Annotated in this window: 20 protein-coding genes; 14 read left to right on the forward strand and 6 right to left on the reverse strand. The window is 58.3% G+C overall.

What is annotated here, in order from left to right; genetic code table 11:
• Positions 1 to 233 precede the first annotated feature (233 nt).
• Genes VEH04_18325 through VEH04_18345 form a run of 5 tightly spaced genes read left to right on the forward strand, consistent with a single transcriptional unit; the run spans position 234 to position 6,130 of the window.
• Complete coding sequence (locus VEH04_18325; GenBank protein ID HYG24731.1) at positions 234 to 1,067, forward strand: sugar phosphate isomerase/epimerase family protein; 834 nt, start codon at positions 234 to 236, stop codon at positions 1,065 to 1,067.
• Positions 1,064 to 2,107: a Gfo/Idh/MocA family oxidoreductase gene (locus VEH04_18330; GenBank protein HYG24732.1), complete on the forward strand. Its 1,044-nt coding sequence runs from the start codon at positions 1,064 to 1,066 to the stop codon at positions 2,105 to 2,107. Before VEH04_18325 ends, VEH04_18330 begins: the two co-directional genes overlap by 4 nt.
• A 24-nt stretch (positions 2,108 to 2,131) precedes the next feature.
• Complete coding sequence (locus VEH04_18335) at positions 2,132 to 3,448, forward strand: MFS transporter (GenBank protein HYG24733.1); 1,317 nt, start codon at positions 2,132 to 2,134, stop codon at positions 3,446 to 3,448.
• Between the two features lie 19 nt (positions 3,449 to 3,467).
• Complete coding sequence (locus VEH04_18340; protein HYG24734.1) at positions 3,468 to 4,793, forward strand: DUF1080 domain-containing protein; 1,326 nt, start codon at positions 3,468 to 3,470, stop codon at positions 4,791 to 4,793.
• Between the two features lie 2 nt (positions 4,794 to 4,795).
• Positions 4,796 to 6,130, forward strand: coding sequence for a Gfo/Idh/MocA family oxidoreductase (locus VEH04_18345; GenBank protein HYG24735.1), 1,335 nt, complete (start codon positions 4,796 to 4,798; stop codon positions 6,128 to 6,130).
• 12 nt (positions 6,131 to 6,142) lie between these two features.
• On the opposite strand, the gene VEH04_18350 is transcribed toward VEH04_18345, so the two are convergent.
• Both VEH04_18350 and VEH04_18355 read right to left on the reverse strand, forming a co-directional pair.
• Positions 6,143 to 7,051 carry a complex I NDUFA9 subunit family protein gene (locus tag VEH04_18350; protein ID HYG24736.1) on the reverse strand — a complete coding sequence of 303 codons (909 nt, stop codon included), beginning with the start codon at positions 7,049 to 7,051 and terminating at the stop codon, positions 6,143 to 6,145.
• A gap of 23 nt (positions 7,052 to 7,074) precedes the next feature.
• Positions 7,075 to 8,811 carry a M3 family oligoendopeptidase gene (locus tag VEH04_18355; protein ID HYG24737.1) on the reverse strand — a complete coding sequence of 579 codons (1,737 nt, stop codon included), beginning with the start codon at positions 8,809 to 8,811 and terminating at the stop codon, positions 7,075 to 7,077.
• 381 nt (positions 8,812 to 9,192) lie between these two features.
• Here VEH04_18355 and VEH04_18360 point away from each other — a divergent pair, with 381 nt between their 5' ends.
• The 3 genes from VEH04_18360 to VEH04_18370 are packed head-to-tail and all read left to right on the forward strand — an operon-like array spanning position 9,193 to position 11,579.
• On the forward strand, positions 9,193 to 9,912 hold the full coding sequence (locus VEH04_18360) for a sugar transferase (GenBank protein HYG24738.1): 720 nt from the start codon (positions 9,193 to 9,195) through the stop codon (positions 9,910 to 9,912).
• Positions 9,913 to 9,934: 22 nt separating this feature from the next.
• A complete protein-coding gene (locus tag VEH04_18365; protein ID HYG24739.1) occupies positions 9,935 to 11,059 on the forward strand; it encodes a Gfo/Idh/MocA family oxidoreductase in 1,125 nt (374 codons plus the stop codon).
• 7 nt (positions 11,060 to 11,066) lie between these two features.
• Positions 11,067 to 11,579, forward strand: coding sequence for an acyltransferase (locus tag VEH04_18370; protein ID HYG24740.1), 513 nt, complete (start codon positions 11,067 to 11,069; stop codon positions 11,577 to 11,579).
• Positions 11,580 to 12,254: 675 nt separating this feature from the next.
• Here VEH04_18370 and VEH04_18375 read toward each other — a convergent pair.
• Together VEH04_18375 and VEH04_18380 are read right to left on the reverse strand one after the other, a co-directional pair.
• Positions 12,255 to 12,626 carry a hypothetical protein gene (locus tag VEH04_18375; GenBank protein HYG24741.1) on the reverse strand — a complete coding sequence of 124 codons (372 nt, stop codon included), beginning with the start codon at positions 12,624 to 12,626 and terminating at the stop codon, positions 12,255 to 12,257.
• Positions 12,627 to 12,795: 169 nt separating this feature from the next.
• On the reverse strand, positions 12,796 to 13,512 hold the full coding sequence (locus VEH04_18380; protein ID HYG24742.1) for a lipoate--protein ligase family protein: 717 nt from the start codon (positions 13,510 to 13,512) through the stop codon (positions 12,796 to 12,798).
• A 172-nt stretch (positions 13,513 to 13,684) separates the two neighbouring features.
• Here VEH04_18380 and aceE point away from each other — a divergent pair, with 172 nt between their 5' ends.
• The 3 genes from aceE (at position 13,685) to lpdA (ending at position 19,376) form a co-directional block, all read left to right on the forward strand.
• Positions 13,685 to 16,402 (forward strand): pyruvate dehydrogenase (acetyl-transferring), homodimeric type, encoded by a 2,718-nt coding sequence (gene aceE, locus VEH04_18385; GenBank protein HYG24743.1) that lies wholly within the window; start codon positions 13,685 to 13,687, stop codon positions 16,400 to 16,402.
• Positions 16,403 to 16,618: 216 nt separating this feature from the next.
• The gene (locus VEH04_18390) at positions 16,619 to 17,908 is read left to right on the forward strand and encodes a 2-oxo acid dehydrogenase subunit E2 (GenBank protein HYG24744.1); all 1,290 of its coding nucleotides are present in this window, start codon (positions 16,619 to 16,621) and stop codon (positions 17,906 to 17,908) included.
• Positions 17,909 to 17,936: 28 nt separating this feature from the next.
• Positions 17,937 to 19,376, forward strand: coding sequence for a dihydrolipoyl dehydrogenase (gene lpdA, locus VEH04_18395; protein HYG24745.1), 1,440 nt, complete (start codon positions 17,937 to 17,939; stop codon positions 19,374 to 19,376).
• A gap of 44 nt (positions 19,377 to 19,420) precedes the next feature.
• Here the strand turns inward: lpdA and VEH04_18400 are convergent, their stop codons facing one another.
• Entirely contained in the window at positions 19,421 to 20,119 is a 699-nt protein-coding gene (locus VEH04_18400) for a DUF1326 domain-containing protein (GenBank protein ID HYG24746.1), read from the reverse strand.
• Positions 20,120 to 20,300: 181 nt separating this feature from the next.
• Between VEH04_18400 and VEH04_18405 the strand changes: the two genes are divergently transcribed.
• The 3 genes from VEH04_18405 to VEH04_18415 all read left to right on the forward strand — a co-directional run bounded on the left by VEH04_18405 (position 20,301) and on the right by VEH04_18415 (position 22,528).
• A complete protein-coding gene (locus tag VEH04_18405) occupies positions 20,301 to 20,834 on the forward strand; it encodes a YkgJ family cysteine cluster protein (protein HYG24747.1) in 534 nt (177 codons plus the stop codon).
• 250 nt (positions 20,835 to 21,084) lie between these two features.
• Positions 21,085 to 21,528, forward strand: a complete 444-nt coding sequence (locus VEH04_18410; protein ID HYG24748.1) for a hypothetical protein — start codon at positions 21,085 to 21,087, stop codon at positions 21,526 to 21,528.
• Positions 21,529 to 21,586: 58 nt separating this feature from the next.
• Positions 21,587 to 22,528, forward strand: coding sequence for a WYL domain-containing protein (locus tag VEH04_18415; protein HYG24749.1), 942 nt, complete (start codon positions 21,587 to 21,589; stop codon positions 22,526 to 22,528).
• A 2-nt stretch (positions 22,529 to 22,530) separates the two neighbouring features.
• Here the strand turns inward: VEH04_18415 and VEH04_18420 are convergent, their stop codons facing one another.
• Positions 22,531 to 23,328: an alpha/beta hydrolase gene (locus tag VEH04_18420; protein ID HYG24750.1), complete on the reverse strand. Its 798-nt coding sequence runs from the start codon at positions 23,326 to 23,328 to the stop codon at positions 22,531 to 22,533.
• Positions 23,329 to 23,331: the final 3 nt, after the last annotated feature.

A 23,331-nucleotide genomic window follows, 5' to 3' on the forward strand; every position in this document is an offset into this window, starting at 1 on the left:
AGCTTCCACGGCCATTTCAATCTCACGCAGCGACCGCGGTGGCTGATGCTCAGAGTTCATCCGGTTCCTTTGGTTGGTGGGTTTACGTCGATTGAGGAACCGTTCACGCACTCATTGTGGGGGCAGTGTCAAGATGCACCCCATTCGGGGCCGACAGGTGGTTGCTGTTTGACATCGCACTCCAAATCCTGCACGAAACCAACACGCATTCGTTGTGTCCGATGGATCGTATCATGACTTCTTCGCCATCCGAGCGTGTCGCGGTTTGCAGTTGGTCGCTGCAACCGGCCGATGTCTTCGATCTCCTGCAAAAACTTGAACAGGCAGGGATCTCCCGCGTGCAGCTCGCGCTTGATCCGCTGTGGAAAAACACGCCGCAGTGGAATCATGCGGCGGCGGAATTGAAGCAGGCGGGCATCAGCGTTATCTCGGGCATGTTTGGTTGTGCGGGTGAGGATTACTCCAGCCTGGAAAGCATCCGCCGCACGGGCGGCATCGCCCCTGACGAGACCTGGGATGAGAATCAGAAACGCATCGACGTAGTCGCTGAAATCGCCGCCGCAATGTTGCTCCCGCTTGTCACCTTTCACGCGGGATTTCTTCCGCATCAAACCACCGACCCGAATTTCAGTGTGCTGTTGTATCGCGTCAGGCATGTGGCCGACGTGTTTGCAAAATTGAATATCAACGTCGCGTTTGAAACGGGACAGGAGACAGCGCCTGACCTGGCGCAGTTCCTGGAATCCCTGGATGCTCCGAATGCTGGCGTTAATTTTGATCCCGCGAACATGCTTCTGTATGACAAGGGCGACCCGATCGCGGCGGTTCGCACGCTGGCTCCGTGGATTCGGCAGGTGCACATCAAGGATGCGCAGCGGACGCAGGTGCCGGGGACGTGGGGCAGGGAGGTGCCTGTCGGATCGGGCGAAGTGAACTGGGCCGCGTTCTTCGGTGAACTCAAGGCGATTGGGTATGCTGGAGATTTTGTGATTGAACGCGAGGCGGCGTCGCAACGCGTTGCGGATGTAAGGCTCGCACGGGAACTTATTGAAAGGTTCGCCGCGTGAGCCAGCCCGCTGCAACGCAGAAGCTGGTGAACGTGGCGGTGGTTGGTCTTGGGTTCATGGGCATGACGCACCTCCGCGCCTATCTGAAGAATCCGCTCGCGCGCGTTCGAGCGGTTTGTGATCCGTCGCGGGCGCCAGTGAACGGCATTCTTCCGGCGGTGGGCGGGAACATTGGAGCGCCGGAAGATGTTCGTCTGGGCCCAGACGTGAAAGTTTTCCGGAAGCTCGAGGATCTGCTGGCGGATCCTGCGATTCATTTGGTGGACATTTGCACGCCGACACCACTGCATCCTGCCCAGGCGATTGCCGCGTTGCGCGCGGGCAAGCATGTGATGTGCGAGAAACCGCTGGCGCGCACCTCGGCAGAGGCGCGGGAAATCCAGGACGTGGCTCGCAGTGCGCCGGGCGTTTTGATGCCGGCCATGTGCATGCGCTTCTGGAGCGGCTGGGGATTTTTGAGGGAGATGGTCCGCGAAGAGCGTTTTGGAAAAACCCTTTCAGCACATTTTTTCAGGGGCTCCGAAAAGCCGGCGTGGGGCAAATCCTGGACGGCTCAAGGAGGCGGCGACCTGGGCGGCGCGTTGTTCGATCTCCACATCCACGACACCGACTTCGTTTACTTCCTGTTCGGACGGCCTGACGCTGTTTTCGCCACGGGGCGTGTCACGGCGGACGGCATGGTGGAGCACGTCGTCACCCAATACCAATATCCGCGCGGACCCGTGGTGTCGGCCGAGGGAAGCTGGCTGCGGGCGCAGGGATTCAACATGGGCTATCAGGTGCAATGCGAGCGTGCGACGATTGAATTCGACCTGGCGCGCGGCACGGAAGCCTTGCGCATCATCGAGCCGGGAAAGCCCGTTGCGGTTGTTCCGTGCGGTGCTCCTGACGGTTACGCCGCCGAGATCGATTACCTGTTGAACTGCCTTGTGAACGGCGAAACGACCGAAAAGGTGACGCCGGCTGATGCGGTCGCCGGGCTTGAAATTTGCGAAGCGGAGGAGAAGTCAATTCGCACTCAGACGATTGTGCCGCTTTGAACACGCGTCGCGTTAATCAATCAAATGAAACATTCGCCCCGCCTGAAACTGTTTGTGATGATGGTCCTGGAGTTCTTCATCTGGGGCGCGTGGCTCCCGCTGATCTTCAGTTACCTTCCAAGCCTGGGATTCACGTTTGCGCAGCAGGCCTGGATCCTGAATGCATTTCCGATCGCCGCGATCGTCGGCCTGTTTTTCAGCAACCAGTTCGCGGATCGCAATTTCTCGGCCGAGCGATTCCTTGGTTTCAGTCATCTGGTCGGCGGCCTTGCGATGCTCGGGCTCGCGTTCACCCAGAGTTTTTGGATGTTCTTCACGTTGATGATGATCCATTGCCTGCTGTACGTGCCGACGATCTCGATCGTAAATTCCATCGCGTTCGCAAACATGCAGGATTCCAAGAAGGAATTCGGGTTGGTGAGAATGGGTGGGACGATCGGTTGGATCCTCGCGGCGTGGCCGTTCACGTTCATCCTGGTGGACTGGGAAGCAGTGCGCGCGGCCAATCCGCAGGGCTTCACGGACTGGATCGCGACCGCTTTGAAATCCGGGCTCACAGGCGCAGCGCTGCAATCGGCAACGAAATGGACTTACATCGTGGCGGGCGTTGCATCCCTGATGCTTGCAGCCTTCAGCCTTGTTCTGCCACACACGCCGCCCCGGAAAGCGGCCGCGGGATCCAGCGAAAAGCTTGCGTGGCTGGAGGCGATGAAACTGTTGAAGCATCCCTTCGTGCTCGTGCTGTGGCTCGTGACCCTGGTGGATTCATTCGTGCACAATGCCTACTTCAACTGGACGGGAACCTTCCTTGGCGCGGCGCGAACGGCGGGCGGCGTTGGAATGGCGGGGAACTGGATCATGCCCGTGATGAGCGTTGGACAGGTGGCCGAGATCCTGACGATGTTCATTCTCGGAGCGACGCTGAAACGCCTGGGGTGGCGGATCACGATGATCGCCGGGATTCTTGGCCATGCCGCGCGGTTCGGAGTTTATGCGTATTTGCCCCAGCACCAGGAACTGATCGTCCTCGTGCAGATCCTGCACGGCGTCTGTTACGCATTCTTCTTCGCCACGGTTTATATCTTCGTGGACGCGTATTTTCCAAAGGATGCGCGGTCCAGTGCGCAGGGATTGTTCAATGTGATGATCCTTGGCATTGGCTGCCTGCTGGCGAATTCCATCTGCCCGTATCTGATGCAATCAGTGTTCACCAAAAATGGCGTGACGGATTTTCGCGCGCTGTTCCATGTGCCGATGATTTCATCGATTGTTGCGGCAATCGCCATGGCATTGTTCTTTCATCCGCCGAAAAGCGAGAAGGTGCCGGAAACCATTCACTGAGTCATATTCGTTCATGCATATGCGTTCATGTTGTTGGCTGTTCCTGTTGATCGGAGCCATCTGCCGGATGCCTGCGGCGGACGAGCCGCGGACGGGGGGCGGGAGTCCGCCGCCGGGATTTAAAGAACTGTTCAACGGCCGTGACCTGAGCGGCTGGTGGGGAGCTGAAACGGAAGACCCGCGCAAGTACATGGACCTTCCCGCAGCCGGCCTTCAGCGGAAGAAGGTGGCGAGCCTTGCCGACATTCGGCGTCACTGGTCGGTCGAGGGTGACGAATTGGTGAACGACGGTGGCGGTCTTTATCTCACGACGGATGAGTTCTTTGGCAACTTTGAGCTGAGGCTCGAATACAAAACAGTTTCGGGGGCGGACAGCGGGATCTATTTGCGGGGTTGTCCGCAAGTGCAGATCTGGGATTCAACCGATGCCAGCAAGTTTGCGATCGGGGCTGACAAGGGATCGGGCGGCTTGTGGAACAACCCAGCCGGCGCGGCAGGCAAGGATCCATTGGCAAAGGCTGACCGTCCGTTCGGGGAGTGGAATCAATTCCGAATCGTGATGATCGGCGCGCGTGTCTGGGTCTGGCTGAACGGCGTTCAAACTGTAAATGGCGCCACGATGCATCATTACTTCTCACGAGAAGTCCCGATTCCGGCGCTGGGTCCCATTCAACTGCAGACCCATGGCGGTGAAATCCGGTGGCGGAATATTTTCTTGCGGCCTGTGGACAATGGCGAGGCGGTGGATTGGTTGCGGCGGGCGGAATTGGCGGGTTTGGATCCGTTGTTCAATGGGCGCGATTTTTCCGGGTGGCTCGGGGCGACGAACTCGTTTGAGATTGCTGAAGGAGTCATCGCGTGTCGAAAAGGGCAGTCAGGAACGCTGTACTCAGCGCGGCAGTTTACGAACTTCACCGTTCGCGTGGAGTTCAATCTTCCACCCGGCGGGAACAACGGGCTCGCGTTGCGATACCCAGGTCAGGGTGATCCGGCCTATTCAGGAATGTGCGAGCTCCAGGTGCTCGATGAACGATATGAAGCGGTGACGGGCCGCAAGATCGATCCGCGCCAGGCACATGGGTCGGCTTACGGAATGGTCGCTGCAGTTCGCGGCTATCAGTTTCCCGCTGGCGAATGGAATTTCCAGGAGATCACTGTGCGCGGTTCCCGGATCACGGCTGAACTCAACGGAACTCCGATCCTTGACGCCGATCTCAGCAAGGTTCGAGAGTTCATGGGAAACAATGCCCATCCGGGCAAGGACCGCGCGTTTGGTCATTTTGGTTTTGCGGGGCATAACGACGCGGTGAAGTTTCGCAACATTTTCATCCAACACATTCCGTGATCATGAATCCAATCCAGCCCGCATCGCGCCGTACTTTTCTCAAAACTGTTGGAACCGCTCTGTGCGCCGCGCCGTTTGTCACGTCGGGACTGCTGGCACGCTCGCCCAACAGCGTCCTGCGGCACGCGAGTTTTGGCGGCGGCGGCATGGCGTTCGGCGATCTCACTGTGATCGGCAACTGGAAGGGCGTTGAACTGGCGGCCATCTGTGATGTGGATTCGCATCGCGCCGCGGAAGCCCGCGAGCGTTTCCCGAATGCCAGGTTCTATCGCGACTGGCGTGAGTTGCTGGAGAAGGAGGGCGGCCAGCTCGACTCGGTGAACGTTTCGACACCCGACCACATGCATGCGGCCATTGCGGTGACTGCGATGCGCATGGGGAAACATGTTTACTGTCAAAAGCCGCTGGCGCACGACCTGTATGAAGTGCGGCGGATGACTGAGATTGCGGCGGAGCAGAAGGTGGTGACGCAGATGGGAATTCAGATTCATTCGGCCGCGCCGTACCGCACGGGGGTTCGGATCCTGCGCGATCGTGTGATTGGGAAGGTGCGCGAGATTCATTCGTGGTGCCCGAAATCGTGGGGCGACACCGCGCCGCTGCCCAGGCGTTCGGATCCCATTCCGCCTGGGCTGGATTGGGACCTTTGGCTCGGCGTCTGTCACCATCGGCCTTACATTGGAAGCGAATATTATCATCCGTTCAACTGGCGCAAGCGGCTCGATTTCGGGACAGGCACGCTGGGTGACATGGGGTGTCATCTGTTTGATCCGCTGTTTACCGCGCTGGAATTGAAGGCGCCCATTGCGATCCGATCGGAAGGGGCGGGGCCGAACAAATGGAACTGGCCGTTGAACGGCAAAGTGATCTTTCAATTCGACGGCACGTCTTACACGGCTGCGGATGTATTGCCGGTCACGTGGTATGACGGCGAAGCGAAGCTGCCTGCGGGAGTCGTGGCTTTGTTGGAAGGCCACGAAGTTCCAGAGACAGGTTCGGTCATCATTGGAACGGAAGGGGTTTTGCTGCTGCCCCATTTTAGCCGCCCTTCATTGTTCCCGCAGGCGCGATTCAAGGAGTACGAATTGCCCGAGTTGGGCGACCTGAATCATTGGGGCGAATTTGTGAAGGCGTGCATGGGCGAGGGGAAGACATCAACCGACTTTTCGTATTCTGGTCCGCTCACGGAAACAATCCTGGCTGGCTGCGTGGCGTCGCGTTTTCCGCAAACGGATCTGAAATGGAATTCCGAAAAACTGCGATTCAACCTGCGCGACGCCAACAAGCTGGTTCGGCGCCGCTATCGCCGGGGGTGGCGGGTGGAAGGTTTGTCCTGACCAGGCAGCTGCCTACACGAGATAACGCCTGATGCCTTCCGCGAAGGGTGGAAATTCGAGTCCGAATTGATCCATGGCAGGTTGCGCATTCCCGACATTGTCTTCCTGCAGCATCAGCAACTGATCGCGATTCAGCGGTGGAGCTTTGCCAAGCAGGTTGAACAGGATTTCCAGCAGACGCGCCTGCATTCGCATGAGGCTGAGTGGCATTCCAATCTTCAATCGTCTGCGGCGTGTCACCTGAAGAATGCAGTCGATGACTTCTTCGAGCGTCAGGATTTCCTGCGCGCAGAGATCGAACGTTTGTCCGACGCATGACAGGTTGGCAGGCGCCGAAGCGAATGCAGCCGCCACTGCCTCGACGGGAATGGGAGCGAATCGCATCTCGCCGTTGCCGATGAGCGGCACGACTGGCGAGAACCTGCTGATGCGGGCGAACAGATTAACGAAACCGTCGTCCCGGCCGTAGATGATCGAGGGGCGAAAGATCGTCCAGTCCAGTTTGCTCGCCCGCACCAGTTCCTCGGCGGCCCACTTGGATTTGTGATAGCGCGCGACTGCGTTGGGGCGCGTGCCGAGTGCGCTCATGTGAATGAAACGCCGAACTCCGGCGCCCGCCGCCGCTGTGAGGATGTTTCGGGTTCCTTCGGTATGCACGGATTCAAACGTCTGCCTGCCGGCTTCGCTGATGATCCCGACCAGGTGGACGATGCAGTCGACCTTCTTGCAAGCGTCTTTCAGTGAACTGGGATCGGCGACGTTGCCCTCGCGCAGTTCCGCTGTGTTTGCCGCGGCGAAATCGATCACACGTCGGGATCGAACGTCGCGCGCGAGCAGCCGGACCTGATGCCCGCGCGCGCGCAATTCACGGACAATGGAACGCCCGACAAATCCTGTTCCGCCTGTGACGAGCGTCACCATGGCTGGGCGTAATGCAAACGACGTTACACCGCGTCGAGTTTCGCCAGTTCCTCGCGTGTCAGCCCGATGAGCGGCTCCATGGTCGCTGCATCGAATTGAAGCTTTGCGCCAGCGGCCGAGAAGAGCTCAGGTAGCGGGCGGGATCCGCCCAGTTCCAACGCCTTCTTATAGGCGTTCAAAGCGCCTGCCTTGTCCTTCCTGGAATTCGCCCAAACCTGCAGCGCGCCCAGCTGTGCGATGCCGTACTCAATGTAATAGAAAGGATGTATGAAGATATGGAGCTGTCGATGCCACAGGTACGCGCGGCTTTTATCGTAGCCATGCCAGTCGACATCCCCGCCAAACCTGTCCATGAGATCCAGCCATGCCAGCGACCGTTCCGCCCGTGTGTGGCCGGGATGGGTGTAGATCCAATGCTGGAATGCGTCCACCGTGGCGATCCACGGAAACACGCCGATGACGCCTTCGAGGTGGGTCTTGCGTGCACGGTTGCCATCGGCCGGGGAATAAAATTCCTCGATGAATTCGTTGCCAAGGAGTTCCATGCTCATGGACGCCACCTCACAGAACTCGATGGGAGCGTTGCGATAGGAATAAATATCCTCGTCGCGGGCTGCGAGCGCATGAAACGCGTGTCCCGCTTCGTGAAGGATCGTTTCGACGTCCCGCTGCAATCCCACCGCATTCATGAAAATGAACGGCAACCGCGATTCCGCCAGCGTTGATTGGTATCCGCCAGGCGCCTTGCCCTTGCGATTGGCGAGATCCAGCAGACGCAAGTCCTGCATTTGCTGAAAACCGCGCGCGAGTTCGGAGTCGAGTCGATCGAAGACGCGCTGCGTCCTGGAAACCATGTGTTCGACTTGCTCGAACGGTTTCAAAGGCGGGCGATTCATGGGATCGACGGAAAGATCCCATGGCTGCAGTGCGTCGACTTTCAGCATCTGGCGCCGCCGATCCTGAAGTTCCTTCATGAGGGGCATGACGACAGTCTGCACGGCGTGATGAAATTTTTCACAGTCGGCCGGCGTGTAGTCAAAGCGGCCGAGGCGGCGAAAGGCATAATCCCGGTAATTGTCGAATCCGGCATTTTTTGCGATCTGCTGGCGCAGTTTCACCAGGCGGTCGAAGATCTCCTCGAACGTGTCTGACTCCTGGAGTCTGCGATTTGCGACCAGCTCCCAAGCTTCACGCCGCAGGTTGCGGTCGGGCTCTTCCAGGTAGCGTCCCATTTGCACAAGCGTGCGTTCCTCGCCCCGGAACATCACTGTGAGGGAACCGAACAGTTTTTGATACTGCTGGCTCAACCGCGCCTCCTCCGTTTCAAGCGGAACATTTTCCGGGCGGAAGAGTTCAACCTGATTCTGCAGGTCTCGATCGAGCACAGCGAAGCGCGACCTGTCGAGGCGGGGCCGTTGCGGATGCGCGAGAAAGAGCTTGGCCAGCGCAAACTGGCGGGGCTTCAGCTCGGGATCAACCTTCTCGACGAAATGAAGGTATGCCTTCTCCGCCTGTGTGTTGTCCGTGTGACATGTCATGGCGATGTAACGTTTCGACGCTTCCTCGTCCAGCGCGGCGCTCAGTTCGCTCCAGTCGATCAGCCATTGTTCCAGATCTGAAGCCGACGCGGACTGCGCGGCCCGGGTCTCCAGGAGCTCGAAAAGCGGTTGAATCTGGCTCCAGTCCCCAAGGTCAATATCCGAGGGCACAAAGCGCCGCGGCTTGTGGGCGGGCAGATTCTCAAAGGGCAATAGACTCATGCGCGGGAAGATAGCGCTGATCGCCCTGAAAGTTCAAAGTTCAAAGTCTTCAATCAAGGATTCTCCATCCCAAATCGGGCTGTAGTGGGTTCCGCTACAAAGCTGTGGTGAAAGTCCGGACAGATAAATCAGCAAAGTCCACGACAGACACGGAAGGCGTGGGTGCTGTAGAACTTTACCCCGTGAAACCCACCGAGCGTACCTCCAGCCGAAAGGTTATTCCTTTTCGCCGGGCGGCCGTTGGTAACGGTGCGGCGGCACTGATGCTTTTTATCAGCGCACGCCGGGAAATCTCAGAAGCAGTCAGGAAGAGCAGTGGTGCCGGGGAGCGACGTTTGGGTCGCAAGGGCTTTGGCGCCGGCAAATGACGGTAACGCGAGTATGAATACAACTTTGACGCAGCCGGCCGCACAGGGCCGTTTGATTGAAACGGGAATTCCAATTTGGAAACGGATTCTGGACATTGCACTGATTGTCGGCACCGCTCCGGTCTGGCTTCCGATCATGCTCCTTGTCGGGCTGCTGATCAAAACTGTCTCGCCGGGTCCCGCGCTTTTCCGGCAGGAACGGGTTGGTTACCTTGGCCGCCGGTTCACCTGCTTCAAGTTCCGCACGATGGTGGTCAATGCCGACGTCAATATTCACAAGGGTCACCTCGCATATCTCATGGGCTCGAATGCCCCGATGACGAAACTGGATTCCGCCCGCGATCCCCGCCTGATTCCTTGCGGCCTGCTGCTGCGCTCGCTCGGTATCGATGAACTTCCGCAGTTGTTTAATGTCCTGCGCGGCGACATGAGCCTGGTCGGTCCGCGCCCCTGTGTTCCCTACGAATATGAAGGTTACGCGGCGCATCATCGCCAGCGTTTTGAAGCGGCGCCTGGTTTGACGGGCCTGTGGCAGGTGAGCGGAAAGAATCGCACCACGTTTGAGCAGATGATCCAGTTGGACATCCATTACGCTCGCAACCTTTCGTTCGTCACCGATCTCAAGATCATGTTCAAGACCGTCCCTGCCATTCTATCGCAGACAAAGGATCTCGGTGGAGAACAGAAGCCAGTCGCAAAGGCAATTCCCCAGACGACGGTAATGCAGAATTGACGGCGGCCGTCTGCGTTTGCCTATGACGACGCAGCTCAAACTTGGCGTGGTGGGCTGCGGTTACTGGGGGCCGAATCTGATCCGCAATTTTCGCGCGCTACAGCAATGCTCCCTCACAAGCATGTGCGACATCAACCGCGAGCGGTTGGAACATCTCACGACGCTGTACCCCGACGTATTTCCGGAAACTGACTTCGAGCGAATGGTGTCCGATCCAGCGTTGGACGCATTGGTGATTGCCACCGGGCTCCGACAGCATTTTCCCATGGCGCGCGCCAGCTTGCTCGCGGGCAAGCATACGTTCATCGAAAAGCCCATGGCTTCATCGGTGGCGGAATGCGAGGAGTTGATTGCGATAGCGGAACGCAGCGGGCTCGTGCTGATGATTGGACACACCTACCTGTACTCACCCGCGGTTCGCAAAATGCGTGACATCGTGGAGTGGGGGGACATTGGAGAGATACGCTACATCTCCGCGCGCCGGCTCAATCTCGGAATTCGCCAGCACGACATCAATGTTGCCTGGGACCTGGCGCCGCATGATCTCTCGATCATTCTGCATATCATGGAAGGATCTCCAATCAGCGTGAATTGCCACGGAGCAGCGCATGTTACTCCAGGCGTCGCTGACGTCACAACGATGTGTCTCAACTTCCCCGGAAATAGCTCAGCGATCATTCAAAGCAGCTGGCTCGATCCGCGGAAAACCCGTGAGATGACGATCGTAGGCAGCAAGCGGATGATTGTTTACGACGATGTCGCGCCCATCGAGAAGCTCAAAGTCTATGACGGGCGTGTGCAATGTCCGCCGCATTACGACACATTCGGCGACTTTCATTATTCCTATCACTACGGCGACATGTATATCCCCTACATCAGGCAGGAGGAACCCTTGCGATCGGAGTGCCAGCATTTCCTCGACTGCATCAGGGAAGGTATCAGCCCGCTGACGGATGGACGCCAGGGCCTTGAGATGGTTCGCATCCTGGAAGCGTCGTCGGAATCGCTCCGTCGTGGCGGCCAATCGGTTGATCTTCCGCCTGCCGCCATTGCCCGCGCCAACACCTTCGCAGCGTCGGGCGTCGGAGGATTCTGCCCGCCGAATTCTCTGGACCGCGACAGTTCCGAGCGTGTATTGCGGGCCTGAATTTCACGTGAATAACACAGTTCAAGCACACCAACTCATCGCGCCGGACGTCAAGCTGGGCAAAGGCGCCCGGATCTTCGGCTTCGTCAATCTCTACGGTTGTGAAATCGGAGAGGACTCAAAAATAGGAACCTTCGTTGAAGTGCAGAAAGGCGCCAGGATCGGCGCCCGATGCAAGGTGTCCAGCCACACGTTCATTTGCGAAGGGGTGATCATCGAAGACGAGGTGTTCATCGGCCACGGGGTCATGTTCACTAACGACCTTTATCCCCGCGCAACAACAGACTCAGGGCAGCTCCAGACGGACAGCGACTGGAAGTGTGTGGAGACAATCGTGCGCCGCGGAGCGTCGATCGGTTCAAATGCCACCCTGCTGTGCGGCATCACCATTGGCGAGCGGGCCATTGTTGGCGCCGGCAGTGTGGTGACGCGCGATGTCCCCGCGGGAGCGGTGGTCGCCGGGAATCCCGCGGGCATTAAGAAATGGCTGCCCGGCTTTGAGCCACAATCCGCCCCCTGACTTATTCTTCCGCCATCCGGTCGGGTTCCGGCGCGAATTCGATGTATTCGACTTCCCCGTCGTCTGTCGGCGGTTCTGGATCCACAGGAACGTTCGGATCCACGGGCGGCTCCGGATCTTCGGGGAAAATCGGGTGGAGGCTCCGGCTCAAACGAACTCTCCAGGCCGGTAATGATGTTTGAGGCTGACACGAAAAAAAACGCCACGTCATTCGTCATCGGAACCGAACAACTGCGTTCGACTACATTGGTCGCCAACGGCCATTCCCGTACTGGCAGCGTCAGGTCGGATGTTTGATAAACATTGAAGACGATGGTGTCCGGCTCAACTTCAGGATAGTCCCAGGAAAGCGTTACGGTCTTAATCGAAGGCGGCGGCAGAATCACGGCATGGCTGGATCGCCAGGACAAGACCATTGCTGCGACAACGATCGAAATATTCCCAAATCTTTTCTGCATGGTGCGCAAATGTTGCACCAGCAAAAATCTGAATCAGTCGGCGAAACGGCATTTGTTGTGTAGGAAAAACTCTGACAATCGCGTGAGAATTTCCCGGGGGTCAAAAATCCGTACAGCTGCCACTTGCGCGCTCGATGCGGCGCGGATTGAAGCCGATCCTTGTCGATGAACGCCTGCTGCCACGGGGCGAACTGCGTGTAAGGCAGGAAGGTCCGGCTCAGGAAAAAGCGGGAGTGACTTCCACCTTCTGTCCAGCGGCGGCGACCACGTCTTCACCCTGCGCCCACACACAGTCATTGAGCAGCAGCTTGAATTTCACGCGGTCCTTGATTTCGCCGGACCATTTCCATGTCGTTCCGTCAACGCACGTGAGCGGCACGCCCTGATTCCAGCTGAGTCCATCGCCCTCGCCGCGCAGATACAGCGCGTTCCCGAAGCCAACGTCGGCCTTCGCCAGAACCGTCACAGGTTTCTTCGTCGCTGGAGCACTGCTGTTCATGCATGGGGTTTTGAGCATGGAAGGCTTGGGAGTGACCACGACCGGATCCTTCTTGCGGGACGCCGCCTTCGCCACTTTTGCAGGTTTCATAAATTCAAACTCGATATTATTTGTTCACAGTGCGCATTTCCGAACAAACGATCCGCTCGCGCCCAGCGTGAGCGTTTCGCTGGCAGGGTTCCAAGCAGAAGGTGTTCCCGGTGCATTTGCCCCGCCTTCCTCTCGCATCTCCAATGACAATTCTCCGCCCCTTCGTTCGCTAGAATTTACAATTCCAGTCCGGCCTGGCGTATTTTTCCCGGGCCAGTTGCTTCATCAATGCATGAGGGAAATCACGCGCCGAATCCCGAGCCCCCCAATGCGAGCGAATTGCGGCTTTTACCGCCTCGGCGGGAATGTTGAGGTTGCGAAGAAACTCGGCATGCGAACGCCCTTCGCGGTAGTCAGGCTGGCGCGAAGGCATCGGCAGGAACTCGGTTATCAACGAGAGATCAAAATCCAGGAGGAACGCGCCGTGAAAGAGGATCGAGCTGCGCTGCCGCCGTTGCGCATTGCCGGAAAACTTCACGCCGCCAATCGCAAGGTCCGTGTGGCCAAGCACTTCAACCTGGCCCGCCCCCGCTGCAGCAAGGGCGTCGCGGATTCGATCCATGATGTGGCGATTGGTCGACGTGATGTTTCGCAGCGGGCCCTCGTCCGGTGCCCGGAAAATCAGTGAATAGTTGAGACATCCCGGGCCCTGCACCACAGTCCCCCCGCCGGTGCACCGCCTGAGGATCGGAATCCCTCGCGATCGGCACGCCTCCACATTGACCTCGGCCGAAACTGCGTTTCCATATCCGACAACCACAAAGACGTGTTCGGATTCCCAGAAGCGCAGCACATCTTCGGCGCCGTTTTCCGACGCGTGCAGCAGCGCGTCATCGGCGGCAAGATTATCCTCCGGACAAGCAAAACTAAGATCGAGATATTTCATCTGGCGCTTGCGCCGGATTGTTGGATATTGACTGAGCCCAGCCCGATATGCAGCGCGTCATCGACGTGCGAGGTGTGACATTTTGACTGGCCTTTTGGCGGGCATGCTATCTAATTCCGCGCTTCGCGGAACGGAACCCGGGGTTTTGAACGTCGTCATTTGAATTTGGAATGTGAGTAACAAAGTGAAAGCAGAGAAAAAAGAAAAGAATCAGGCGCGGTCGCGGTCAGCCAGCCGCAACGGAAACGACGGTGATCGCGTGTTGGAATCCCTGGAAGCATTGCTCGAGGTGGCGTTGACCCAGCAGGGGACTGAGCGCACGAAGGAGTTTCTTTCAAATATCACTGACAAGCTCCGAGCCGCAGGCGTCGAAGCGCCCCACACCGTCAGCACCGCGTACATCAACACGATTTCTCCCGAGGATCAGGCGGAGTTCCCTGGCGATCGCGACATGGAGGTGCGCATCAAGAGCCACATTCGCTGGAATGCCATGGCGATGGTGGTGAACGCCAACCGAAAGCACAACGGCCTGGGTGGCCACATCTCCACATACGCTTCGGCAGCAACCCTTTACGAAGTCGGCTTCAATCATTTTTTCAGGGGGCGAACGAAGGAATTTCCCGGGGACCTCATTTATTTTCAGGGGCACGCCACGCCAGGCGTTTACGCACGAGCCTATCTTGAACGGCGTCTTGACGACCATCATCTGCAGCATTTCCGCCAGGAATTGGCTGAAGGCGGCGGACTGTCGTCGTATCCGCACCCGTATCTGATGCCGAACTTCTGGCAGTTCCCGACCGTTTCCATGGGATTGGGGCCGATCATGTCGATCTACCAGGCGCGATTCAACCGCTACCTGCGGGCGCGCGGGATCATCAGCGGACAGGAGCCAAAGGTCTGGGCATTCCTGGGCGATGGCGAATGCGATGAACCCGAAACCCTGGGCTCAATCACTCTTGGAGCGCGCGAGACGCTCGACAACCTCATCTGGGTCATCAACTGCAACCTCCAGCGCCTCGATGGACCCGTTCGCGGAAACGGCAAGATCATCCAGGAACTTGAAGCACTCTTCCGCGGCGCGGGCTGGAATGTCATTAAGGTAATCTGGGGCTCGGACTGGGATGATCTCCTTGCCCGCGATTCCAGCGGACTGCTCCTCAAGCGCATGCAGGAGGCTTTGGATGGCGATTACCAGAAGTATTCCGTCGAACCTGGCAGCTACACGCGCAAACATTTTTTCGGGAAATATCCCGAATTGCTGCAGCTGGTGAATCATTTGAGCGACGACCAGATTCGGAAGCTGCTGCGTGGCGGGCACGACACTCGCAAGGTTTACGCTGCCTACAAGGCGGCTTACGAACACAAGGGGCAACCTACGGTCATTCTGGCAAAGACGATCAAGGGTTACGGTTTGGGCGAAGCAGGCGAAGGCCGCAACATCTCGCATCAGCAGAAGAAGATGAACGAGAAGGAGCTGCGCGAGTTCCGCGAGCGCTTCAACGTTCCGATCAGCGACGACGTCATCGCCGAAGCTCCGTTTTATCGGCCGCCTGAAGACAGCGAGGAAACGAAGTATCTGCTCGGCCGGCGCAAAGTCCTGGGCGGTTTTCTCCCGCAACGCAACGCCGCGGCCGATGTCCTTGAAATTCCGAAGGTCGAAACCTTCAGCGAATTCTTCAAGGGATCGGGGTTGATGGAGGTGTCGACCACGATGGCATTTGTGCGGTTGCTCAGCATGCTATTGCGCAACAAGGCGATTGGGCGGCGCATCGTGCCCATCATTCCCGATGAGGCGCGCACCTTTGGCCTGGATGCATTGTTTCGGGAGATTGGAATTTATTCATCCAAGGGCCAGTTGTACGAGCCCGTCGACATCAAGTCGCTTCTGTATTATCACGAAGCGAAGGATGGGCAGATTCTTGAAGAGGGAATCACCGAAGCGGGCTCCATGTCTTCATTCATTGCCGCGGGCACAAGCTACGCCTCGCACGGCAAGCACATGATCCCGTTCTACATCTATTATTCGATGTTCGGTCCGCAACGGATCGGGGATCTGGTCTGGCTCGCGGGTGACATCAAGGCGAAGGGTTTTCTGCTGGGCGCGACATCCGGGAGAACGACCCTGAACGGCGAAGGGTTGCAACATCAGGACGGACACAGCCTTTTGCTGGCAAGCACGGTGCCTACGCTCATGACCTATGATCCTGCGTTTGGATACGAACTCGCCGTGATCGTGGCGGATGGGATGCGCCGGATGTACGTCAATAACGAGGACATCTTCTATTACCTCACGTTGTATAATGAAAATTATCCGATGGCCGCAATGCCGCAGGGCGTTGAAGAGGGAATCCTGAAGGGATTGTATCGGTTCAAGAAGGGTGCTGAAGGCAAGCAGGCGAAGGCTCACATCTTTGCCAGCGGACCGATCATCAATCAGGCATTGAAGGCGCAGCAGATCCTGGCGGAGCGTTACGACGTTTCCGCGGATGTGTGGAGCGCGACCAATTACAAGCAGCTCCGGAGCGAAGCCGTGCAATGCCGTCGCTGGAACATGCTGCATCCGACAGCGAAGCCGAAGAAGTCCTACATCGAGACGCTGCTCGCCAAAGAGAAGGGCGCTTTCGTTGCGGTTTCTGACAATGTGCGCCTCGTGCCCGAGCAAATTCTGCCCTGGGTTCCAGGTGGCATGTTCACGCTCGGTACCGACGGTTTCGGCCGCAGCGAGACGCGCGCGAACTTGCGGCGTTTCTTTGAGATCGACGCGGAGTGCACCGTTATCGGGACGCTGTTCGCGCTTGCTGAAAAGGGCATGATCGAACGCTCTGTCGTGGAGAAGGCGATCAAGGATCTCGGTGTGAACCCGGAGAAGTTGTTTCCCGAACTGGTGTAACGCAAGTAGCGCACGTTTCCAAACCTCCTGTATCGCTGGCTTCCAAGCCGACAGGGCGTGACAGCGCCGGGCAGGCAAGGAAACCTGTCCACCCTCCGCAGTGGCTGCTACGGAGGACGGGCGATCCAGCAGACTCGGAGGTCTGCGTTGCGGGTTGCGCAGAGTTTTTCCTAGAAACGCATTTGCCTATAACGCACATTACTGCGCTTTAAATTTATGGACGTAAAACTGCCGCCGTTGGGAGAGGGTGCCGATTCGGGCACAGTGGTGAATCTATTCGTGAAGGAAGGCGACCAAGTCGCGAAGGATCAGCCCATTCTCGAACTCGAGAACGAAAAAGCCGTTGCCACGATTCCTTCCACGGGTGCCGGCGTCGTTACAAAGGTGCACGTCAAGAGCGGCGATAAAATCAGCGTCGGCACGCGCCTGGTGTCGCTTGCCGAATCAGGCCAGCCCGCGGAATCGCGTGCAGCCGCCCCGAAAGCGGCCGCGCCGAAGGCGGCCAAGGCTGCTCCGAAAGTTGTTGAGCCCGAACCGGAAGACGAAGGAGCCGAAAGCGAGGAGGCAGATTTTGACGATGAGGTGAACGCCACGATTGCCGCCGCGCCAACGGTCCGCAAGGTCGCCCGGGATCTCGGCATCGATCTCCGGAAGGTGCGCGGTTCCGCCCGAGGCGGCAGAATCACGATGGAAGACGTCAAGGCATACATCCAGCGCCTGCAACGTCTCGCATCGCAGCCAAAGGCACAGCCCGGCGCGGCGCCCGCAAAGCCCCAGGCCGAGCAGATTGATTTTTCAAAGTGGGGCAAGGTGACGACAAAACCTTTGTCTCCGCTGCGGCAAGTCATTGCCCGGCGCATGTTGGAGAATTGGAATGCGGTTCCGCACGTCACACAGTTTGACGCCGCGGACATCACGGGCCTGCTCGCCCTGCGCAAAAAGTTTGCCGGCGATTACGAGAAGAAGGGCGCGCGCCTGACGGTCACGTCTTTTGTGCTCAAGGCGGTTGTCGAAGCGCTGAAGAAGCACCCCATCTTCAATTCGAGCCTGGATGAAGTCGCGAATGAAATCGTGCTCAAGGAGTACTATCACATTGGAATCGCAGTTGATACCGAGGCTGGCCTGATCGTGCCTGTTATCCGCGATGTGGATAAAAAGGATCTTGCGCAGGTTTCAAAGGACTTGGAGGAGGCCGCAGCCAAGGCTCGCGATCGGAAGGTGAGCGGAGAAGACCTGAAGGGGGGAACGTTTACGATTTCCAATCAAGGCGCCATCGGCGGGGCGCACTTCACCCCGATCGTGAACAAGCCCGAAGTGGCCATCCTGGGCCTGGGCAAGGCTGCACCACAAGCCGTTGTTCGCGATGGCAAGGTGGAAGTCCGCACGCTGATGCCGATCGGCCTGTCCTACGATCATCGTGTGATTGATGGCGGCATCGCGGCGCGGTTCACGGTCGACCTCGTCAAGGCGATTGAAAGTTTCGATGAAGCAGCCGTGAAGATTTGATTTAGGGCACGAACTCAACCTGGAATTTATGGATCCCATTAAAACGGAAATCGTAGTGATTGGCGGCGGCCCTGGCGGGTATGCCGCGGCTTTTTACGCAGCTGATCTCGGCAAGAAGGTGATCCTGGTGGAACAGGACAAAAACCTCGGCGGTGTCTGCCTTAACCGCGGGTGCATCCCTTCCAAGGCGTTGCTGCATGCCACGCATGCCCTTTCGCTCGCGAAGGAATCCGAACATCGTGGCATCACATTCGGCCAGCCCGCAGTGGATCTCGACAAGCTGCGCGTCTGGAAAAATTCCATCCTCACCAAGCTGACGGGGGGCGTGTCGCAGCTCGCCAAAATGCGCGGCGTTGAAGTCTGGCATGGGCGTGGTTACTTCGAAAGTTCGACAAGCCTGCGCGTCGAAACGAACGAGGGACAGAAGTTCATTACGTACGACCAGGCCATCCTTGCAGTGGGCTCCAAGTCCGCGATGCCAAAGGCGTTTGATCTCGGAAATCCCCGCGTGATGACCTCTCGCGAAGCCCTGGAAGTGCCTGACATTCCCGAGAACATGCTTGTGGTTGGCGGCGGCTATATCGGGATGGAATTGGGCACGGTTTACGCCAGCCTTGGCAGCAAGGTGGTGCTGGTTGAAGCGCTCGACGGTATCTTGCTCGGCGCCGATCCCGACCTGGCCCGCCCGGTCGTTGCTTACGCCAACAAGAATTTCAAGGAAGTCCGCCTGAAGACCAAGGTCGGAAAAATGTCCACGGTCGGAAAGCAGATCAAAGTGGAGATGGAAATGGAAGGCAAGAAGCTTGAGGAGCTGTTTGATCGCGTGCTTGTCGCGGTGGGCCGCACGCCGAATTGCCAGGACCTCGGCCTCGAAAACACCAAGGTGCAGCGCGATGACAAGGGGTTCGTCAAGGTGAACTCGAAACAGCAGACCGACGACCCCGCGATCTACGCCATCGGCGACGTCGCGGGCGGTGTGCTTCTCGCCCACAAGGCGTCTCGGGAAGGTCGCGTGGCCGTTGAAGTCATCATGGGCGAGGACACCGTGTTTGGAGATGTCGTAATTCCCGCCGTGGTGTTCACGGATCCGGAAATTGCCTGGTGCGGGTTAACGGAAATGGATGCGAAACAAAAGGGCATCAACGTGGCAGTGGCCAAATTCCCATGGGCCGCATCAGGGCGCGCACTATCGTTCGACCGTACCGATGGACTGACCAAGCTCGTCATCGATCCTGAGAGCGAACGCATTCTGGGCGTTGGGATTGTGGGCGCGGGTGCGGGCGAATTGATCGCGGAAGGCGTCCTTGCCGTGGAAATGGGCGCGACGGCCAAGGATCTGGCCTTGTCGGTGCATCCGCATCCCACGCTTTCCGAGACGCTTATGGAAGCAGCGGAAGTGTTTTACGGACATGCGACGCACACGTTTGCGCGCAAGAAGCCGCAAGCCGCCCCGCCGGCGCAGGCTTAAGGAAAGAAGAATTCAATCGGGCGGCAGGCAATGCCGCCCGAATTTCAGAGGCTGGTTCCGCAGAACTCGTTCATGCTGACGAACAGGTCGCGGCGCGGAGAGCTCTCCCCAAAACGTCCCAGGAACACGCTGCGTTGCGCGGAGTCTTTCCAGGTCAATTGCAGCAGGGGTTCGGAAACATTTGACGCCCGATTCACCGCGACTGTGAACACATCGGTCTGCGTGCGAGGTTCATACCAGAGTTCTTCGCCACATGAGCGCGCGTCACACGCTTCCAGCGGCTTGGTCTGCAAGGCGACGCGTTTTCCGACCACCAACCGATACCCGGTACCATCGCGATCAAAGCTCAACGGTTCCGTGCGGGTCGAAACGCTCTCTGGTTTGAAGTCGGGGCGGGCCTGCACCCACGCGAGCAGTGCTTTTCGCTGCTTGGCACTCGCGGACTTCGGCAGGTAAACGACGGCTTTACCCGTGCGCGCACCCGCTGCCGCCTGGTTTTCAGTCGACGATTGCAGCACCGCGACTTTCAAACCTTTCAACGCAACACCCTCGCTCTTGCCTGAAGTGAAATCCCAGGCGCGCAGAAGGTAGCGGCCAGCCTGGGTGGCTTCGGCCGATACCGTGCAGCCGCCGGCGTAAAGCTCGCACGAATGCAGTTCAAGGACAGTGCCTCGCGGCGCGTCCGTGGCATGCAGCGAAACAAGGCCAAGGCAAAGGATGACGGGAATTAGAAAAGATTTCATAGCTGCTGTGAAGTTGGATCAGGCAGGTAGATACATCAGATCAGGCAAAATTGCCAGCAGGAATCGAGCGTTCCGCAGACAGCGCGCTTTCCGTGTTCTGCAGCATCGGAGCTCCGACTTGCAGGCCGGCTTGGACGACCCGCTTTGCGATTCGGCTGCGATCCCGTATCTTGGCCGCTCGATGCCCTGTAATGAAGCTTCAGGCTTGAATGCACTCTGCCTTGAATGTGGCCTCTGCTGCAATGGAGTCATCTTTGCAAATGGCGAGCTCCGTTCTCAGGCTGAAGCCGGCCGCGCACAGGCACTCGGCCTGGCATTGGTGCGCCGCAAGAATGGCTCTGACGGGCCGATCCGCTTTCGCCAACCCTGCGCGGCGCTGAATGGCTGCGCTTGCACGGTTTACCCCGGCCGTCCGAAATACTGCCGCGAATTCCAATGCCTGCTGTTCCAGAAGACTGCCCGCGGTGACGTCACGTTGGATAAAGCGATGGCCCTCACCCAGTCGGCTCGAAAACGCGTGGCGCGCATCACCCGGCTGCTGGCATTGCTGGGCGATACCCGTCCGGATCTTCCCCTGATGGCGAGATTCCGGCGGGTGCAGAACAGCGCCGAGCGCAGCCCAATGCAGCGAGAAGCGGCTGTCCAATTTTCCGAACTCAGCCTCGAAATGCACCAGCTGAATCTCCTGCTGGGCCGCGAGTTCTATCCCGGCTGATCTTCCACGCGTTTTTCGACGCGCGTTGCTGTCCACTTTGCGGCCAGCCTTGTCCTTCTGTTGAACAGCAACTCCTCCGTCGAAAGAGGCGGTGCGCATTAATTTCCCCGTGCTGCAAATTCGGCTTCCGACGTGCTTATGGGTCGCCATGACGATTGACGAAAGCAATTGGCGGCTCGGCGATGCTGATTCTTTCGGTGTTTGCAACCGACCGGCGCCGAATTCCCGCATACCGGGCGGGGCAGTTCCTATGATGAAGAAGCTAGTCCTGTTGTTCTCCTGTTTAACCCTCCTGTTGACGGGCTGCGCCACCACGCAGGTCGCCAGCGAAGAACCCACGTTTCGCGAAGGCCGCCAGGCCGATGTGATATTGCGGTTCTCAAGCTGGGAATATACGTTCATGACCAAGCCGTTCTACGCTGAGGACGGCTTCATGCAGCAAGTGAAACCCGCGAGCCTGAAACAGGTTCTCAACAGGTTTGATATCGATCGCGACATGGCTGTAGTCGTGGTTGGAGTTCAATACAACGGCGCTGATCTCGATAACATCGTCGCCGAATGGAAGAAGGTTTTGGGCGAGAGCTGCGGTTTTGAGCGCGTTGTGGTTTTGCGCGCCAGCAGAAACAGCGAATTGAACGGATCTATCATTGTCGCCGACACCCGGTTCCCCATCACGACCGCGCAGGCCGAATAAGCTGAGCTCTCAAGGTTCCGAGGCGCCCGCGCGATTCTCGCGGGCGCCCCTGGAACGAATGGTCCGGATCCACCAGGCGATCCAATCAGGGAAATTCCCGAACGCCTCCCGCCTCGCCGCCGACCTTGAAGTCAGCACGAAATCGATTCATCGCGACATCGAATTCATGCGCGACCGGCTTCAACTCCCGATCGAGTATGACGCCACGCGTTTCGGATATCATTACACCGAGGAGGTAAACAGTTTCCCCACGCTGCAAATTACCGAGGGGGAACTGTTCGCGCTCGTGCTTGCGGAAAAGGCATTGCAGCAATATCGGGGAACCAACTTCGAGAAGCCTCTGCTGAGCGCGATTCGCAAGATGGAGCAATCGCTGCCCGACACGATCTCGTTGAACCTTGCCGACCTTGAGCAGACGATTTCCTTCCGCACGCGCGCGGAACAAATCCTGGACTTGAATGTCTTCGACGCCCTCGCAAAGGCCACGGCCCGCCGCCAGCAGATTCGCGTGCGGTATCGAAAGCCTGGGCGGCGCGATGTCGAGGAGCGGTTGCTGGACCCCTATCATCTGGCGAACATCAATGGCGAATGGTACCTGTTCGCCTACGATCATTTGCGGAATGACCTCCGCACCTTTGCTCCTTCACGGATTCTCGGTGTCGAGATGACAGGAAAGGTTTTCCAGCGGGTGCAGAAGTTCTCCCTCGAGAAGCGATTGCGCGACAGCTTTGGCGTTCATTCGGGTGAGGGACGATTTCAGGTGGTGATTCGGTTCAACGAGCGTGTGGCGGATTACGTGCGGGAAAAGAAGTGGCACGACTCGCAACAGCTTTCGGAAATCCAGGGCGGAGGCGTTGAATTGCGACTGACCTTGTCAGGCCTCTCCGAAGTTCAACGCTGGGTGCTGAGCTGGGGCGGCGACGCGATCGTTCTTGAACCGCCGGAACTCGTGAACGCCATTCGCGACGCAGCTGAAAAGATCCTGCAGGGCCGCGGCTGACGTTAAGTTCCCCGCGAGGCGGGATTTTCGACCGATCTCTCCACTTGCATCCAGCGGAGTATCTGTTCCGTGGAAGGCCTTGGCGCTGTGCTGAGAACATTATGATCGGCACCGCGCACAACCCGGTATTCCTTGAAGGCGGGGCAATTCCTGCGAAGCCATCGCCGCACGAAGAACCAGGGAACCACCGGATCCATGAAGCCGCTGATCGCGTAGACTGGGATCTGCGTTTTGGATGCAACGGCGCAGGGGTTGTTCGCGGCAATGAGCCGCAGCCGATGCATCGCAGCCTGGCGGTCGAGTTCAGTGCGGCGATCGATAAACTCCTGGATGCTGGCGGCCGTGGCGGGTGAATTGCGAAACCGCCAGCGCGCGATTTTGGAATAGCCGAAAAGGACGGCGACGATCAACCGCAGCGAAATGCGCCCCCCGATCCATTCAACCAGCTGCACGCCCGCGCGAATGGGATAACGGACAAATCCGCCCGCCAGGACGATGCCTTCGATGTTGAAACGTTTCCGGGCGGCGAGAGCCCACACCACCTGCGAGGCGAACGATTCGCCGAGCAGCCATCCGCTTGTTATTCCCGCTGATTCAAGTCCGGCTTCAATCCCCGCCGCGTAATCATCCAGCGACCACGCAAGCGTCCGCGGATAAGTCGTTTCAACAAAGCGGACGCGATTCCGCAGTGCGTTGCGAAATCCGCCGATAAGGGTCCAATCCCCGTGGAGCCCCGGAAGATAAATCAGGGTCTTCGCGGCGGCGGGACCATGAATGCGGATTTGGAGTTTCTCGGTCAACGC

The organism is Verrucomicrobiia bacterium (assembly GCA_035629175.1).
Classification (GTDB): domain Bacteria; phylum Verrucomicrobiota; class Verrucomicrobiia; order Limisphaerales; family DASXHY01; genus DASXHY01.